This window comes from Pseudomonas sp. DL, from assembly GCF_047199225.1.
Classification (GTDB): Bacteria; Pseudomonadota; Gammaproteobacteria; order Pseudomonadales; family Pseudomonadaceae; genus Pseudomonas; species Pseudomonas aeruginosa.
In genome coordinates this window covers 2,117,829-2,133,856 of sequence record NZ_CP178323.1, presented here as the reverse complement: position 1 = coordinate 2,133,856, position 16,028 = coordinate 2,117,829, and the positions used below count along the sequence as shown (strand labels likewise).

The following is a 16,028-nucleotide window of genomic DNA, read 5'->3' as shown; positions in this document are numbered from 1 at the left end:
ACATGCCGCGTCGCCTGTTCAAGCGCTACATGCCCGATCCGGAAAGCATCCGCTCGCAGAAGTCGCTGCGCTTTCTCGGCAAGTTGACGCACGATCCCAACCTTTGGCATCTCAATCGCCACTCGGTATCGCGCGCCATGGCCGCCGGGCTGTTCGCCGCCTTCATCCCGATGCCGATGCAGATGCTGCTGGCGGCCGGTCTGGCGGTGTGGATTCGGAGCAATCTGCCAATCTCCGTCGGATTGGTCTGGCTGACCAATCCGATCACGATGCCCCCGGTCTTCTATTGCACCTACAAGCTGGGCGCCTGGTTGATGCAGGTGCCGCCGCGCACCCTGCCGGACCATCTCACCTGGGAATGGATCAGCCAGGAGCTGTCCAGCCTCTGGCAGCCCTTCCTGCTCGGTTCGGTGGTGTGCGGCATCATCGCCGCCATCCTCGGCTACGCGCTGACGATGCTCTACTGGCGCTGGTGGGTGCAGCGCAGTTGGAGCCGACGCTGCCGGCAACGTCGCGAACGGGTCGCCGCGAAGTGATCCGCCGGACATGAAAAAGCCGCCTCGAAGGCGGCTTTTTCGTGGGCCTTGTCCGCCCCGTGCTGGGACTGGCGCAGGCCTTCTCGCTCACTCGTAGCGCAGCGACTCGGCCGGTTGTGTCCGCGCCGCGCGCCAGGATGGGTACAGGGTGGCGAGGAAGCTCATCAGCAATGCAGCGCTGCAGATCAGCACCACGTCCAGCACCTGCAGATCGGAAGGCAGGTAGTTGATGAAGTACACATCCGAGCTGAAGACCTTGTGTCCGACCAACCGTTCGATGCGGTCGATCATCCCGGTGATGTTCAACGCCGCGAACACCCCGAGTACCCCGCCGATGACCGTCCCGATCACGCCGATGACGGTGCCCTGGACCATGAAGATCGCCATGATCTGCCGCGGCGTGGCGCCGAGGGTACGAAGAATCGCGATGTCGGTGCGCTTGTCGGCGACCACCATGATCAGGGTGGCGATGATGTTGAAGGCGGCGACCGCGATGATCAGCAGCAGGAGCAGGCCGATCATGGTCTTTTCCATCTTCATCGCGTTGAACAGGCTGCCCTGGGTCCTGGTCCAGTCGCTGGACCTGAAGCCCTGCCCCAACTCCTTGACCACCTTGGCGGCGACCTGCGGCGACTGGTAGAGATCCTTCAGCTCCAGGCGCACGCTCGGCACCTGGCCCGGTTGCAGGCGCAGCAACTGGCCGGCATCGGCGATGTCGATCAGCGCCAGCGAGTTGTCCAGTTCGGCGCCGACCTTGAACAGGGCGACGATGGTGAAGCGCTGCATGCGCGGAGTGATGCCGCCCGGCGCACTGGTGGCTTCCGGGATGATCAGGGTCAGCTTGTCGCCGACATTGACATGGAAGCGCCGCGCGGTGATCTCGCCGAGGACGATGCCGAACTCGCCAGGCTTGAGGTCGTCCAGGCTGCCCTGGACGATGTGCTCGCCGATGATGGAAACCTTGCGCTCCTCCTGCGGGTCGATGCCGTTGACCAGCACCGGCAGCATGTTGCCCTTGTACGACAGCATGCCCTGCAGTTCGGCGAACGGCGCCGCGCCGACCACCTCGCGGTGCCGCAGCGCCGCGTTGGCGACGGTCTGCCAGTCGTCCAGCGGCTGCGTCGCGCTGATAGTGGCATGCGGCACCATGCCGAGGATCCGCGTGCGCATTTCCTTCTGGAAGCCGTTCATCACCGAGAGCACGATGATCATCGCCAGCACGCCCAGCGCCAGGCCGATCATCGAGGTCAGCGAGATGAACGAGATGTAGTGGTTGCGGCGTTTGGCGCGGGTGTAGCGCAGGCCTATGAAGAACGGTAACGGTCTGAACATGTCGCGGATGCACCGAGTCGATGGGGGATTCGCCGGACGGGAGCGGACGGCGGGCACGCCGTCGCCCCGCTACGCGGCGATCAGTCGGCCTTCTTCCAGGCGCAGGATGCGATCCATGTGCCCGGCCAGCTGGAGATCGTGGGTTACCACCAGGAACGAGGTCTGCAACGAACGGCTCAGTTCCAGCATCAGCTCCTGGATACCCTGGGCGGTATGCTGGTCAAGGTTGCCGGTGGGCTCGTCGAGCAGTACCAGCTGCGGACGGTTGACCAGCGCGCGGGCGATCGCCACCCGCTGGCGCTCGCCGCCGGACAGCTCGGCCGGCTTGTGCGACAGGCGATGACCCAGCCCGACCCGCTCCAGCAGCTCGGCCGCCCGCTGGCGGGCTTCCGCGATCGGCGTGCGGCCGATCAACAGCGGCATGCAGACGTTCTCCAGGGCGGTGAACTCCGGCAACAGGTGGTGGAACTGGTAGACGAAGCCCAGCGCGCGGTTGCGCAGCAGCCCGCGGGCCGTCTCGTTCAGCGCCGAGAGTTCCTCGCCGGCGAGCCAGACGCTGCCGGCGGAGGGCGTGTCCAGGCCGCCGAGCATGTTCAGCAAGGTGCTCTTGCCCGAACCGGAGCTGCCGACGATAGCCACCCGCTCCCCAGGCAGCAGGTTCAACTCGACGCCGGACAGCACCTGCACCGATTGCGGCCCCTCGTCGTAGCTCTTGCTCAGGTTGCGGCAACTCAGCACCGACTTGTCATTCATAACGCAAAGCCTCCGCAGGCTGGGTGCGCGCCGCACGCCAGGCTGGATACAAAGTGGCGAAGAAGCTGAGGACCAGGGCCGCGCCGCAGACCAGCACGACATCGTCGAGCATCAGTTGCGACGGCAGGTAATCGATGAAGTACACGTCGGACGCGAGGAACTGGTGGCCCAGCAGCTTTTCCAGGGCGGAAATCCAGGCGCTGACGTTGAGCGCCGCGACCACCCCGAGGACCCCGCCGACCAGCGTGCCGATCACCCCGATCACCGTGCCCTGGACCATGAAGGTAGCCATGATCTGCCCCGGCGTGGCGCCGAGGGTACGAAGGATGGCGATGTCCGACTTCTTGTCGGTGACCACCATCACCAGGGTGGAAATGATGTTGAACGCGGCGACCGCGACGATCAGCAGCAGCAACAGGCCGATCATGGTCTTTTCCATGCGGATGGCCTGGTACAGGTTGCCGTGGCTGCGCGTCCAGTCGCGGGCGTAGAAGTCATTGTCGGTCAGGGTCCGGGCGATCTCCCAGGCCACCCGCGGCGCCTGGAACAGGTCGTCGAGCTTCAGGCGCAGCCCCTGTACCTGGTTGGTCTTCCAGCGCTGCAGGCGCGCGGCGTCTTTCAGGTGGATCAGCGACAGGCCGCCATCCAGTTCGCCGGCGCCGACGCGGAAGGTGCCGACCACGGTGAAACGCTTCATCCGCGGGAACACCCCGGCCGGGGTGACCGCCACCTCGGGGAGGATCAGGGTGACCTTGTCGCCGATGCCGACGCCGAGCTTCTGCGCCGCCAGTTGGCCGATGACGATGCCGAAGCCGCCGGCCTTGAGTTCCGCCAGCGAGCCCTGCTTGAAGAAATCGGGAATGATCGAGACCTTGGCCTCTTCCAGCGGATCGACCGCATCGACCATCACCGTCTGCACCGCGCCATTGGCGCTGAGCATGCCCTGCATCTGGGTGAACGGCGCTACCGCGGTGACATGCTCGTGGGCCTTGACCTTCTCGGCCAGGGCGCGCCAGTCATCGATGGGCTGGTACGACTCGACGGTGGCCTGCGGCACCATGCCGAGGATGCGGGTACGCATTTCGCGATCGAAGCCGTTCATCACCGAGAGCACCACGATCATCACCAGCACGCCCAGTGCCAGGCCGATCATCGAGGTCAGCGAAATGAAGGAGACGAAATGGCTGCGACGTTTGGCCCGCGTATAGCGCGTGCCGATGAAAACGGACAGGGGTCTGAACATGTCGCCCTTAGCTGGCAGAAAATGGATGCGTCGGGATGGCGAAGTGGCGAGGCATCGCCGGCGGCCTTACACTCTGACCATCACTGCCGCCGTGGGTTCGCCATGTCCACTCGTGACGCGGATGACCGCCGCGAATACTACCGTATCGAAGATACCCTCGCACTGGAATTTCGCCCTGCCGGGGCCGTCAAAGACGGCCTGGAGAGCGAGCCGGGGGCCACCCTGTTCAGCCTGCTCAGCGACCTCCACCTGATGGATTACGAGTCGCAGCACCTTCTGCGCCACATCAGCGAACGCGACCGCACGCTGGCCAACTACCTGAAGGTGATGAACAAGCGCATCGACCTGCTTGGCCAGGTCATGGTGCAGAGCCTGCTCAAGGAGATCGGCGAACCGCGCAAGGTCAGCCTGTCCGAGGGGGGAGTCAGCTTCCGCCACGACCGCGCATTGCCGGTCGGCCAGTTGCTCGTCCTGCGCATGGTCCTGTTGCCGCAGGGGTTCGGCCTCGAACTGCGGGCCCGGGTAATCCACGCCCAGCCACACGACGACGAATTCGAGATCGGCACCGAGTTCGAAGCGTTGAGCGACGCACAGCGCCAGTTGCTGGCCCGGCATATCCTCCAGAAGCAGGCCCAGCAGCGCCGCCTGGCACGGGCCGGACAGGGCCCGCTCGGCGAGCCGGGCCAACCTTCTTCGACCTGAGATGTGCCGATGCTCCGTTCGCTACTGCTGTGCTCCCTCCTCCTCGCCCCGCCGCTGTTCGCCGACACCCTGAGCATTCCGCTGGGCGCCCAGGGCGATACCCGGGTCGCCCTGCCCGCGCACGGCGAAAGCCGCGAAGCCGTGCTGCAACGCTTCGGCCTGGCCGACGAGGAACATCCCGCGGTCGGCCAGCCGCCCATCGTGCGCTGGGATTACCGCGACTTCTCGGTATATTTCGAAAGCGGCCGGGTGCTCGACAGCGTTCGCCATCATCGGCCGCGGAATCCCGCGCAACCCTCGAACAAGGAGCCACAGTGACTCTCATCTATGGACATCGCGGCGCCAAGGGCGAAGCGCCGGAAAACACCCTGGCCAGCTTCCAGCGCTGCCTGGAGCATGGCGTCAACCGTTGCGAACTGGACCTGCACCTGTCCCGCGACGGCGAACTGATGGTGATCCACGACCCGACCCTGAAGCGCACCACCGGCCGCCGCGGCAAGGTCGCCGAACACGACGCGGCCACCCTGGCCACCTACGACGCGCGCAAGGGCGGCCCCGGCTGGGTACGGCCGACGCCGATCCCGCGGCTGGAGGAGCTGTTCGAGAAGTGCCCGTTCGAGCACTGGCAGCTGGAAGTGAAGAGCGCCTCGCGCGAACGCGCGGCGCGGACGGTAACGCGGATCAGGGAGCTGACCGAGCGCTTCGGCAACCGCGACAAGGTCACCGTCACCAGCGGTTCGCGGACCGTGCTCAAGGCCCTCAACGAACTGACCCCAGAGCTGTCGCGCGGGCTGGTCGCCGAATACGCCTGGCTCGACCCGCTGAAGGTCGCCCAGCACTATGGCTGTGCCCTGCTCGCCCTGAACTGGACCCTATGCACCCCGGAACGCCTGCTCAAGGCCCAGCGCCAGGGGCTTCACGTCTCGGTGTGGACGGTCAACGAACCGGCGCTGATGCGCCGGCTCGCCGACTTCGGCGTGGACAGCCTGATCACAGACTTTCCCGGTTTGGCCAGCGCCACCCTCGGGAATCGCTGAGCACATCCCCTCCGGCCGGCTCAGGCCGCCGGCCGGAGTCCTTCAAAAAAGCCGGTTGAGGCCGTCGAACGCCGCTACCCGATAGGCTTCCGCCATGGTCGGGTAGTTGAAGGTGGTGTTGACGAAGTACTTCAGGGTATTCAGCTCGCCCGGCTGGTTCATGATCGCCTGGCCGATGTGGACGATTTCCGAAGCCTGGTCGCCGAAGCAGTGCACGCCGAGGATCTCCAGGGTCTCGCGATGGAACAGGATCTTCAGCATGCCCACCGGCTCGTTGGAAATCTGCGCCCGGGCCATGCCCTTGAAGAACGCCTTGCCCACTTCGTAGGGAATCTTCGCCGCGGTCAGTTCGCTTTCGTTCTTGCCGATCGAGCTGATCTCCGGAATGGTGTAGATGCCGGTCGGCACATCGTTGACGAAGCGCCAGCTGTCGCTCTCGACGATGTTGCCGGCGGCCGAGCGGCCCTGGTCGTAGGCAGCGCTGGCCAGGCTCGGCCAGCCGATCACGTCGCCGGCGGCGAAGATGTTGCTCACCGAAGTACGGTAGTTCTCGTCCACCTCGATCTGGCCACGGCTGTTGACCTTGATGCCGACGTTCTCCAGGCCGAGCTTGTCGGTGTTGCCGGTCCGGCCGTTGCACCAGAGCAGCGCGTCCGCCTTGATCTTCTTGCCCGACTTCAGGTGAAGGATGACACCGTTGTCCAGCCCCTCGACGCGCTCGTACTCCTCGTTGTGGCGGATCAGCACGTTGTTGTTGCGCAGGTGGTAGCTCAGCGCATCGGAAATCTCGTCATCGAGGAAGCTGAGCAACTGGTCGCGCGTATCGATCAGGTCCACCAGCACGCCCAGGCCGCTGAAGATCGACGCGTATTCGCAGCCGATCACCCCGGCTCCGTAGATGATCAGCCGGCGCGGGGTGTGGCTCAGGGACAGGATGGTGTCGCTGTCGTAGACCCGCGGGTGGTTGAAATTGATGTCCGAAGGACGATACGGGCGCGAGCCGGTGGCGATCACGAACTGGTCGGCGACCAGGCGCTCCACCGCGCCGCTCGGCGTCACCACTTCGACGGTGCGTTCGTCGACGAAGCTGGCGGTGCCGGTGAACATGTCGATGCGATTGCGCGCGTAGTAGCCGGTACGCGAAGCGACCTGCTTGGAGATCACCCGGTCGGCGCTCTTCAGCACGTCGGGAAAGGAGAACCAGCGCGGCTCGCCGATCTGGCGGAACATCGGGTTGGTGTTGAACTCGATGATCTGCTTCACCGAGTGGCGCAGGGCCTTGGAAGGAATGGTGCCGAGGTGCGTGCAGTTGCCTCCGACCACGCGACGGCTGTCGACTACCGCCAGCTTGCGTCCGTACTTGGAGGCGTTCATCGCCGCCCCTTCGCCCGCCGGACCCGTGCCCAAAATCACCACGTCGTAGTTGTAGACAGCCATGCGTACTCCTCAGAACAGGCCGAGGCGCCCACTGGCGCCTCCGGCAAAGCCGCTGCACAACATGTGCGCGGCGGATCGATTCGATCATCGGGTCGGTGCGAACGACGGCATTCGCCGGGCAAGGCTCGGTCCGACCTCGAGGCGGGCATATGTTACGCCCTGTGCGAAATGTCGCACATTAGCGTTTGGTCGCGTCGTAGGCGAGTTTTCCGGGCACTACAGATTCGTCGCGGTTGGCTTCCTCGCATTTCTGCCGGTCGCCGCCGCAGATCGAGCATTCCTTCTCGATCCCCAGGTTGGCGATGCCGCCGCAGGAACCGGCGATCGGCTTGCGGCCCATGATGACGCCGATGGACATGCCGAAGACCACCAGCAGCATGATGACGAAGACCAGTAGCCAGGTCATGGACGTTCTCCTTGGTTGCCGAACAGTTGCTCGTAGCGTGGCGTGGTGCGGCTGTCGAAACCGTTGCCCTGGCGACTGACGAACAGCGCCGCCAGTCGGTGCTTCTCGGCGAAACGGTAGCCCTCCTCCGGACCGAGCACCATCAGCAGGGTCGACAGGCCGTCGGCGTTGCGCGTCGACGGATCGATCACCGTGACCGAAGCCAGGTGATGGTCGATCGGCGCGCCGGTGCGCGGGTCGAAGGTGTGCGAATAGCGCTGGCCGTTCTCTTCGAAATAGTTGCGGTAATCGCCCGAGGTCGAGACGCCGTAGCCGTCCAGCGCCAGTACCTGCTGGGCGACCCGCTGGCCCTCGCGCGGCGCTTCGATAGCGATGCGCCAGGGCGTGCCGTCCGGCTTGCGCCCTTCGGCTTTCAACTCGCCGGTGATTTCCGCCAGGTAGCTGCGCACGCCGAGCTCCTTCAGGCGTTCGCCTACCGCGTCCACCGTATAGCCAGCGGCGATGCTGTCGAAGTCCAATTGTACGGCGGCGTCCTTGCACAGGCGCTGGCCGTCGATGCGCAGGTGTCGATGGCCGACGTCACGGCGCACCGCGGCGATCTGCTCGGCGCTGGGAACCTTCTCTACCCGCGCCTGCGGACCGAAGCCCCAGAGGTTCATCAGCGGCTCGACGGTCATGTCGAAGGCGCCCTGGCTCTGCTCCGACAACTCGCCGCCGTAGCGCAGCAACTCCAGCATCGGTGGCGGCAGCTCCATGCAGGACTGCGCCGGCAGCGCATTGAAACGCGAGACCAGGGAATCGTCGCGGTAGGTGGACATCTGCCGGTCGACCTCGGCGAGGATCGCCTCCACCGCGGCTTTCGCCGTCTGGACGTCGGGCGCCGAGGCGCCGCGCACGTACTTGATCGAATAGGTGCTGCCCATGGTCGGGCCGCCGAAGCTTTCCAGGGTGTCGCCGCAACCGGCCAGGACCAGCGCCAGCGCTGCCAGTCCGGCCATGGCAAGCGGACGGAAACGCTCAGCCACCGAAATCGTCCAGCAGGATATTCTCGCGCTCCACGCCCAGGTCGGTGAGCATCTTGATCACCGCGGCATTCATCATCGGCGGGCCGCACATGTAGAACTCGCAGTCCTCGGGCGCCGGGTGGTCCTTCAGGTAGTTCTCGAACAGCACGTTGTGGATGAAACCGGTCAGGCCGGTCCAGTTGTCCTCCGGCTGCGGGTCGGACAGCGCCAGGTGCCACTGGAAGTTGGGATTCTCCGCCTGCAGCTGGTCGTACTCCTCGGTATAGAAGGCCTCGCGCAGCGAGCGCGCGCCGTACCAGAAGCTGATCTTGCGGTTCGACTTGAGCCGGCGCAACTGGTCGAAGATGTGCGAACGCATCGGCGCCATGCCGGCGCCGCCGCCGATGAAGACCATCTCGGCCTCGGTGTCCTTGGCGAAGAACTCGCCGAACGGCCCGTACACGGTGACCTTGTCGCCCGGCTTGAGGTTGAACACCCAGGACGACATCTGCCCCGGCGGCAGGTCGCTGCCCGGCGGCGGCGAGGCGATGCGGATGTTGAACTTGACCACGCCCTTCTCTTCCGGGTAGTTGGCCATCGAGTAGGCGCGGATCACCGTCTCGTCGACCTTCGACACGTAGCGCCACATGTTGAACTTGTCCCAGTCGCCGCGATATTCCGGCTGGATATCGAAGTCCTTGTACTCGACCACGTGCGGCGGGCATTCCAGCTGCACGTAGCCGCCGGCACGAAAGTCCACGCTCTCGCCGTCCGGCAGGCGCAGGGTGAGTTCCTTGATGAAGGTGGCGACGTTGGGGTTGGACTCCACCGTGCACTCCCATTTCTTCACCCCGAAGACCTCTTCAGGCACGCGGATCTGCATATCCTGCTTGACCGGCGTCTGGCACGACAGGCGCCAGCCTTCCTTCGCCTGGCGCCGGGTGAAGTGCGACTCCTCGGTCGGCAGCATCTCGCCGCCGCCCTCGACCACCACGCATTTGCACTGCGCGCAGGTGCCGCCGCCGCCGCAGGCGGAAGACAGGAACACGTTGTTCGCCGCCAGGGTTTGCAGCAGCTTGCCGCCGGCCGGCACGGTCAGGCTGTGCTCGCCGTTGATCTGGATGGTCACGTCGCCACTCGACACCAGCTTGGCGCGGGCGACCAGGATGATCGCCACCAGGCCCAGGACGATGGCGGTGAACATGCCGATGGCCAGGAAAATCTCGAATCCGATCACGGGCCTCTCCTTACAACTGCACGCCGGAGAACGACATGAAGCCCAACGACATCAGGCCGATGGTGATGAAGGTGATCCCCAGGCCCTGCAGGCCCTCGGGGACGTCGCTGTACTTGAGCTTCTCGCGGATACCCGCCAGCGCGGCGATCGCCAGCGCCCAGGAAAAGCCCGAGCCGACGCCGTACACCGTGCTCTCGGCAAGGTTGTAGTCGCGCTCGACCATGAACAGCGAGCCGGCCATGATCGCGCAGTTCACCGTGATCAGCGGCAGGAACACGCCCAGCGCGTTGTAGAGGCTGGGTACGTACTTGTCGAGGAGCATCTCGAGGATCTGCACGATGGCGGCGATCACCCCGATGTAGCTGAGCAGGCCGAGGAAACTCAGGTCCACCTCGGGCAGCCCGGCCCAGGCCAGCGCGCCGTCCTTGAGCAGGTAGGTGTAGATCAGGTTGTTGGCCGGCACGGTGATGGTCTGCACCACGATCACCGCGATACCCAGGCCGATGGCGGTCTCCACCTTCTTCGAGATGGCGATGAAGGTACACATGCCGAGGAAGAACGCCAGCGCCATGTTCTCGACAAACACGGCCTTCACGAACAGGCTGATGTAGTGCTCCATCAGTAAGCCTCCTTGCTGGATACCTGCGGGGCCATCTTGTAGGTCGGGGCCTCGACCTGGTCTTTCTTCCAGGTCCGCAGGGCCCAGATGATCAGGCCGATCAGGAAGAACGCCGAAGGCGGCAGCAGGAGCAGGCCGTTCGGCTGGTACCAGCCGCCATCGTTGACCGTCGGCAACACGCTGATGCCGTAGAGCTTGCCGGCGCCGAACAGCTCGCGGACGAAGCCCAGCACCAGCAGCATGGCGCTGTAGCCGAGACCGTTGCCGATGCCGTCGAAGAACGACACGAGCGGCGGGTTGGCCATGGCGAAGGCTTCGGCGCGGCCCATCACGATGCAGTTGGTGATGATCAGCCCGACGAACACCGAGAGCTGCTTGCTCAGGCTATAGGCATAGGCCTTGAGCACCTGGTCGACGACGATCACCAGCGAGGCGATGATCACCATCTGCACGATCATCCGGATCGAGCTGGGAATCTGCCGGCGGATCATCGAGATGAACAGGTTGGAGAAGCCGGTCACCAGGGTCAGGGCGATGGCCATGACGGTAGCGGTCTTCAGGTTCGAGGTTACCGCCAGCGCCGAGCAGATCCCGAGGATCTGCAGGCCGATCGGATTGTTCTGGAAGACCGGATTGAACAGGACTTCGCGGATCGTGGGTTGAGCAGCCATCACGCCTCCCCTTTGCGCAGATTGGCGAGGAAGGCGTCGAAACCGTCCTTGCCGAGCCAGAAATGCAGCAGGTTGTCGACACCCTTGCTGGTCAGGGTGGCGCCGGCCAGGCCGTCGACCTGGTGGGTCGCCTTCGCCGATTGCGGGTCCACCGAGCCCTTGATGATCTGTACGGCAAGATCGCCCTGGGCGTCGTAGAGGGTCTTGCCGACCCACAGCGCCTTCCATTTCGGATTGTCGACCTCGCCGCCGAGACCGGGGGTCTCGCCATGCTGGTAGAAGCCGAAGCCGGCGACCGTGTTGAGGTCGCCCTTGAGCGCCAGGAAGCCGTACAGGGTCGACCACAGACCGTAGCCGCGCACCGGCAGGATCAGGGTGTCGAGCTTGCCGTCGGTCTCCACCAGGTAGACCGTGGTGTAGCGCTCGCGGCGCTTGATCGAGGCGATGTCCTCGGCGGCGGGCAGCGCCTCCGACAGCGCCGGGTCCTTGGCCGCTTTCAGCGGGTCGTAGCCGAGCGGGTCCTGGGCATCGCTGAAGGTGCCGCTCTGCAGGTCGACCACCTTGGCGGTGATGCGACTGTCGAACAGCGCCTTGACCTCTTTGCCGGACATGCCCGGCTCGCCGAGACCGGCGATGGCGAGGATGCTGCGCTGCTTGTCGAGCAGGCGGTTTTCCGCCTGGGTCGGCTTCAGCGCCACCGCCGCGCCGGCGACGAACACCGAGCTGACCAGGCACACCACCAGGGCTACCAGCAGTGTGCGGGTGGTGGATTCTTGATTAGCCATTGCGCGCCAGCCTCCGCTTGATGTTGGCCTGAACGACGAAATGGTCGATCAGCGGTGCGAACAGGTTGGCGAACAGGATCGCCAGCATCATGCCTTCCGGGAACGCCGGGTTGACCACCCGGATCAGCATGACCATCACTCCGATCAGGGCGCCGAACAGCCACTTGCCGGTATCGGTCATGGACGCCGAGACCGGGTCGGTGGCCATGAAGATCATGCCGAAGGCGAAGCCGCCGGTGACCAGGTGCCAATACCAGGGCATGGCGAACATCGGGTTGCTGGCCGAGCCGATGGCGTTGAACAGGTAGCTCATGGCGACCATCCCCAGCATCACCCCGGCGACGATGCGCCAGGAGGCGATGCGGGTCAGCAGCAGCACGGCGCCGCCGATGAAGATCGCCAGAGTGCTGGTCTCGCCCATCGACCCCTGCATGTGGCCGAGGAAGGCATCCATCCAGGTCAGGCCGTGGCCGAGGATGTTGTCCACCCCGCCGGCGGCGGCCAGGCTCAGCGAGGTGGCGCCGGCGAAGCCGTCCACCGAGGTCCATACCGCGTCGCCGGACATCTGCGCCGGGTAGGCGAAGAACAGGAAGGCCCGGCCGACCAGTGCCGGATTGAGGAAGTTCTTCCCGGTGCCGCCGAACACTTCCTTGCCCAGCACCACGCCGAAGCTGATCCCCAGGGCTACCTGCCACAGCGGGACGGACGGCGGCAGGGTCAGGGCGAACAGCACCGAGGTGACGAAGAAGCCTTCGTTGACCTCGTGGCGGCGGATGCTGGCGAACAGCACCTCCCAGAAACCGCCGACGATGAAGGTGGTCAGGTACACCGGCAGGAAGTACGCGGCGCCCTGGACCAGGCAATCCCACAGGCTGTTCGGGTCGAACCCGGCCAGCGCGCCGATCAGGGCGAAGCGCCAGCCATCCTGGGCGCTCAACAGGTCGGGGCTCTGGGCGAAGATCAGGTTGGCCTGGTGGCCGACGTTGTACATGCCAAAGAACATCGCCGGGAAGGTGCACAGCCAGACGATGATCATCATGCGCTTCAGGTCGATGCCGTCGCGCACGTGTGCAGTGGTGCGGGTGACGCTGCCGGGACGATAGAGGAAGGTGTCCACGGCTTCGTACAGCGGGTACCACTTCTCGTAGCGCCCGCCCTTCTCGAAATGATGCTCGACCTTGTCGAGCAGGTTACGCAAACCCATGGCTCAGCCCTCCTGCTCGATGCGTGCCAGGTTGTCCCGCAGAATCGGGCCGTATTCGTACTTGCCGGCGCAGACGTAGCTGCACAGCGCCAGGTCCTCTTCGTCGAGTTCCAGGGCGCCGAGCTTCTGGGCCATTTCCGTGTCGCCGACGATCAGGTAGCGCAGCAGTTGGGTCGGCAGGATATCCAGCGGCATCACCGCCTCGTAGTTACCTACCGGCACCATCGCCCGTGGGCTGCCGTTGGTGCTGGTGGTGAAGGCGAAACGCTTGCCACCGAGCAGCCTGGAGACGAACACGTTGAGCAGCGAATGCTTTTCCACCCCGGCGCGCAGGTAGTGGAGGAACTCGCGCTGGTCGCCCTCCTTGAGACAGGACAACTGCAGGTGGTAGCGCCCCAGGTAGGCGTAGGCGCCATGGGCGGTGCGACCGCCCAGCACGGAGCCGGAGATCAGCCGGTTGTTGCCCGGCTGCAGCTGGCCGGCGGCCAGTTCGTCGAGGTTGGCGCCCAAGCGGGTGCGCACCAGACGCGGCTTTTCCACCACCGGACCGGCCAGGGCGATCACCCGCTCGGTCCACAATTGCCCGGTCGTGAACAGCTTGCCGATGGCGATCACGTCCTGGTAGTTCAGGTTCCACACGCTCTTGCCGGCACCCACCGGGTCGAGGAAGTGGATATGGGTGCCGGGCAGGCCCGCCGGATGCGGACCGGCGAAGGCTTGCGCGGTCACGCCGGAGAGCGCCTCGCCGGGTAGCGAAACGCCTTCCGCCTTGCACAGGAACACCCGGGCCAGGCGCCCGAGCACCGTCAGCCCGGCCTGGAAGGCCTCGCCCTGCTCCGCGATAACCACCTGCGGATCGGCGGCCAGCGGCTGGGTATCGATGGCAGTGACGAAAATCGAACTGGGGCTGGACTCGGGATCGGGCACCTTGCTGAACGGCCGGGTCCGCAGCGCGGTCCACAGGCCCGACTGCAACAGGTTGTCGCGGACCTGCTCGGCGCTCAGCGTGGCGAGTTTGTCAGCGGGATAACGGGCGAACTCCAGTTGCTCGTCGCCGTCGAGATCGATGACCACCGATTGCAGGACGCGCTTCTCGCCACGATGGATGGCACTGACCACACCGGCGCCGGGTGCGGTATAGCTGACGGAGGGATTCTTCTTGTCGGTGAACAGCACCTGCCCCAGCTTCACCCGGTCGCCTACCTGCACCGCCATGGTCGGCTTCATGCCGTGGTAGTCGAAACCGATCAACGCCACGCTGCGTACCGGGCGTGCTGCCTCGATGCGCTGTTCGGGGGCGCCGCTGATGGGCAGGTCCAGGCCACGTTTTATCTTGATCATGTCTAGTGCCTAGTGGTCGTGGACAGAAAAGACGAGGCCCAAGTCAGAAAATGACCATCATCGCGCGCAACGTACTGAATTGGCACGATTGATGAATGGCCCCGCAAGGTAACCCCGGGATTATAAAGAGCCACCTCCCCGGGAGCCACCCAAGCCGCACACCGGGTCTTGAAACGCGTAACAGAAAACGACAGAAAAACATGCCCGTGCGAAATGAAAAACGGGAGCCGAAGCTCCCGTCCTGCGCCACCCGCAGGCTCAGGCCTGCTGGCCGAGCCCGCGCCTTTCCGCCAGCGACAGCTTGACCCGGTAGCACAACCACATCAGCAGCAGCCAGAATGGAATGGCGTACACCGAGATGTTGATCCCGGGGATCATCAGCATGATGCCAAGGATGAACACCACGAAGGCCAGGCACAGGTAGTTGCTGAACGGCGACCAGAGCGCCTTGAAGAAGGTGTCCACGCCCTGGCGCTTCATCGCCGCGCGGAACTTCAGGTGCGACAGGCTGATCATCGCCCAGTTGATCACCAGCGCCGCCACCACCAGCGACATCAGCAGCTCCAGCGCCTTGTGCGGCAATACGTAGTTGACGATCACGCAGAGGAAGGTGATCAGCGCCGAGACCAGGATCGACAGCACCGGCACGCCCCGGCGGTCCACCGACATCAGCACCTTCGGCGCGTCACCCTGGGCGGCCAGGCCGTAGAGCATCCGGCTGTTGCAGTAGACGCCGCTGTTGTAGACCGACAATGCCGCGGTGAGTACTACGAAGTTGAGGATGTTGGCCGCGGTGCCGCTGCCGATCAACGAGAAGATCTGCACGAACGGGCTGCCGCTGTAGTCGTCGCCGGAAGCGTTGATGGTCTCCACCAACTGGTCCCATGGATACAGCGAGAGCAGCACCGCCAGGGCGCCGATATAGAAGATCAGGATCCGGTAGATCACCTGGTTGATCGCCTTCGGGATCACCTTCCGCGGCTCGGACGCCTCGGCGGCGGTGATACCCACCAACTCCAGCCCCCCGAAGGAGAACATGATGATCGCCAGGGTCATCACCAGGCCGCTGAGACCGTTGGGGAAGAAGCCGCCGCGGTCCCACAGGTTGCTCACCGAGGCTTGCGGTCCGCCACCGCCGCCGACCAGCAGGTAGATACCGAGCAGGATCATGCCGACGATCGCCGCTACCTTGATGATCGCGAACCAGAACTCGGTCTCGCCGAAGGCTTTCACGTTGGCCAGGTTGATCGCGTTGATCAGCACGAAGAACGCCGCCGCCGTCGCCCAGGTCGGCACGTCCGGCCACCAATACTGGATGTACTTGCCCACCGCGGTCAGCTCCGACATGCCCACCAGGATGTACAGCACCCAGTAGTTCCAGCCGGAAAGGAAACCGGCGAATCCGCCCCAGTACTTGTGTGCGAAGTGACTGAAGGAGCCGGCCACCGGCTCCTCGACGATCATCTCGCCGAGCTGGCGCATGATCAGGAAGGCGATGAAGCCGCCAATGGCGTAACCGAGGATCATCGACGGGCCGGCCGTCTTGATGACGCCCGCCGAGCCGAGGAACAGCCCGGTGCCGATCGCCCCGCCCAGCGCGATCAACTGGATGTGGCGATTCTTCAGGCCACGCTTCAGCTCGCCCTGGTGCAGATGTTGACCATCCATTGAAAAACCCTAAATCGAAGTGAGTAGTTTCTTGTTCTGGTTATCCACAGAAA

General features: G+C 64.7%; 17 protein-coding genes. 4 read left to right on the top strand and 13 right to left on the bottom strand.

Annotation, left to right across the window (positions count from 1 at the left end; genetic code table 11):
• The first annotated feature begins 2 nt into the window (after positions 1 to 2).
• Positions 3 to 536, top strand: coding sequence for a DUF2062 domain-containing protein (locus tag ACI766_RS09985; RefSeq protein ID WP_003091165.1), 534 nt, complete (start codon positions 3 to 5; stop codon positions 534 to 536).
• An 87-nt stretch (positions 537 to 623) separates the two neighbouring features.
• Here ACI766_RS09985 and ACI766_RS09980 read toward each other — a convergent pair whose 3' ends face one another.
• The 3 genes from ACI766_RS09980 to ACI766_RS09970 all read right to left on the bottom strand — a co-directional run bounded on the left by ACI766_RS09980 (position 624) and on the right by ACI766_RS09970 (position 3,864).
• Complete coding sequence (locus tag ACI766_RS09980) at positions 624 to 1,868, bottom strand: lipoprotein-releasing ABC transporter permease subunit (protein ID WP_023086056.1); 1,245 nt, start codon at positions 1,866 to 1,868, stop codon at positions 624 to 626.
• 69 nt (positions 1,869 to 1,937) lie between these two features.
• On the bottom strand, positions 1,938 to 2,621 hold the full coding sequence (lolD, locus tag ACI766_RS09975) for a lipoprotein-releasing ABC transporter ATP-binding protein LolD (RefSeq protein ID WP_003091168.1): 684 nt from the start codon (positions 2,619 to 2,621) through the stop codon (positions 1,938 to 1,940).
• Positions 2,614 to 3,864 (bottom strand): lipoprotein-releasing ABC transporter permease subunit, encoded by a 1,251-nt coding sequence (locus ACI766_RS09970; protein ID WP_023086055.1) that lies wholly within the window; start codon positions 3,862 to 3,864, stop codon positions 2,614 to 2,616. Before ACI766_RS09970 ends, lolD begins: the two co-directional genes overlap by 8 nt.
• Positions 3,865 to 3,966: 102 nt before the next feature.
• On the opposite strand from ACI766_RS09970, the gene ACI766_RS09965 reads away from it, so the two are divergent.
• Genes ACI766_RS09965 through ACI766_RS09955 form a run of 3 tightly spaced genes read left to right on the top strand, consistent with a single transcriptional unit; the run spans position 3,967 to position 5,603 of the window.
• Positions 3,967 to 4,566, top strand: a complete 600-nt coding sequence (locus ACI766_RS09965; RefSeq protein WP_087823893.1) for a PilZ domain-containing protein — start codon at positions 3,967 to 3,969, stop codon at positions 4,564 to 4,566.
• Between the two features lie 9 nt (positions 4,567 to 4,575).
• Positions 4,576 to 4,884 (top strand): hypothetical protein, encoded by a 309-nt coding sequence (locus ACI766_RS09960; protein WP_003105194.1) that lies wholly within the window; start codon positions 4,576 to 4,578, stop codon positions 4,882 to 4,884.
• A complete protein-coding gene (locus tag ACI766_RS09955; RefSeq protein ID WP_003113986.1) occupies positions 4,881 to 5,603 on the top strand; it encodes a glycerophosphodiester phosphodiesterase in 723 nt (240 codons plus the stop codon). The genes ACI766_RS09960 and ACI766_RS09955 overlap by 4 nt, the downstream gene beginning before the upstream one ends.
• Positions 5,604 to 5,645: 42 nt before the next feature.
• On the opposite strand, the gene sthA is transcribed toward ACI766_RS09955, so the two are convergent.
• From sthA to ACI766_RS09905, 10 genes are all read right to left on the bottom strand, one after another.
• Positions 5,646 to 7,040, bottom strand: a complete 1,395-nt coding sequence (sthA, locus tag ACI766_RS09950; protein WP_003091177.1) for a Si-specific NAD(P)(+) transhydrogenase — start codon at positions 7,038 to 7,040, stop codon at positions 5,646 to 5,648.
• Positions 7,041 to 7,218: 178 nt separating this feature from the next.
• The gene (nqrM, locus tag ACI766_RS09945) at positions 7,219 to 7,446 is read right to left on the bottom strand and encodes a (Na+)-NQR maturation NqrM (RefSeq protein WP_003091178.1); all 228 of its coding nucleotides are present in this window, start codon (positions 7,444 to 7,446) and stop codon (positions 7,219 to 7,221) included.
• Positions 7,443 to 8,471, bottom strand: a complete 1,029-nt coding sequence (locus ACI766_RS09940; protein ID WP_003105187.1) for an FAD:protein FMN transferase — start codon at positions 8,469 to 8,471, stop codon at positions 7,443 to 7,445. Before ACI766_RS09940 ends, nqrM begins: the two co-directional genes overlap by 4 nt.
• The gene (gene nqrF / locus ACI766_RS09935) at positions 8,464 to 9,687 is read right to left on the bottom strand and encodes an NADH:ubiquinone reductase (Na(+)-transporting) subunit F (protein ID WP_003113984.1); all 1,224 of its coding nucleotides are present in this window, start codon (positions 9,685 to 9,687) and stop codon (positions 8,464 to 8,466) included. Before nqrF ends, ACI766_RS09940 begins: the two co-directional genes overlap by 8 nt.
• Before the next feature lie 10 nt (positions 9,688 to 9,697).
• Complete coding sequence (nqrE, locus tag ACI766_RS09930; protein ID WP_003091182.1) at positions 9,698 to 10,306, bottom strand: NADH:ubiquinone reductase (Na(+)-transporting) subunit E; 609 nt, start codon at positions 10,304 to 10,306, stop codon at positions 9,698 to 9,700.
• Positions 10,306 to 10,980 (bottom strand): NADH:ubiquinone reductase (Na(+)-transporting) subunit D, encoded by a 675-nt coding sequence (gene nqrD, locus ACI766_RS09925; RefSeq protein WP_003119802.1) that lies wholly within the window; start codon positions 10,978 to 10,980, stop codon positions 10,306 to 10,308. Before nqrD ends, nqrE begins: the two co-directional genes overlap by 1 nt.
• A complete protein-coding gene (locus tag ACI766_RS09920) occupies positions 10,977 to 11,762 on the bottom strand; it encodes a Na(+)-translocating NADH-quinone reductase subunit C (protein WP_003091184.1) in 786 nt (261 codons plus the stop codon). The genes nqrD and ACI766_RS09920 overlap by 4 nt, the downstream gene beginning before the upstream one ends.
• Positions 11,755 to 12,966: an NADH:ubiquinone reductase (Na(+)-transporting) subunit B gene (locus tag ACI766_RS09915; RefSeq protein ID WP_003109478.1), complete on the bottom strand. Its 1,212-nt coding sequence runs from the start codon at positions 12,964 to 12,966 to the stop codon at positions 11,755 to 11,757. The genes ACI766_RS09920 and ACI766_RS09915 overlap by 8 nt, the downstream gene beginning before the upstream one ends.
• A gap of 3 nt (positions 12,967 to 12,969) precedes the next feature.
• Complete coding sequence (locus tag ACI766_RS09910; RefSeq protein ID WP_023129654.1) at positions 12,970 to 14,307, bottom strand: Na(+)-translocating NADH-quinone reductase subunit A; 1,338 nt, start codon at positions 14,305 to 14,307, stop codon at positions 12,970 to 12,972.
• A 258-nt stretch (positions 14,308 to 14,565) separates the two neighbouring features.
• Positions 14,566 to 15,975 (bottom strand): amino acid permease, encoded by a 1,410-nt coding sequence (locus ACI766_RS09905; protein ID WP_003118089.1) that lies wholly within the window; start codon positions 15,973 to 15,975, stop codon positions 14,566 to 14,568.
• Positions 15,976 to 16,028: the final 53 nt, after the last annotated feature.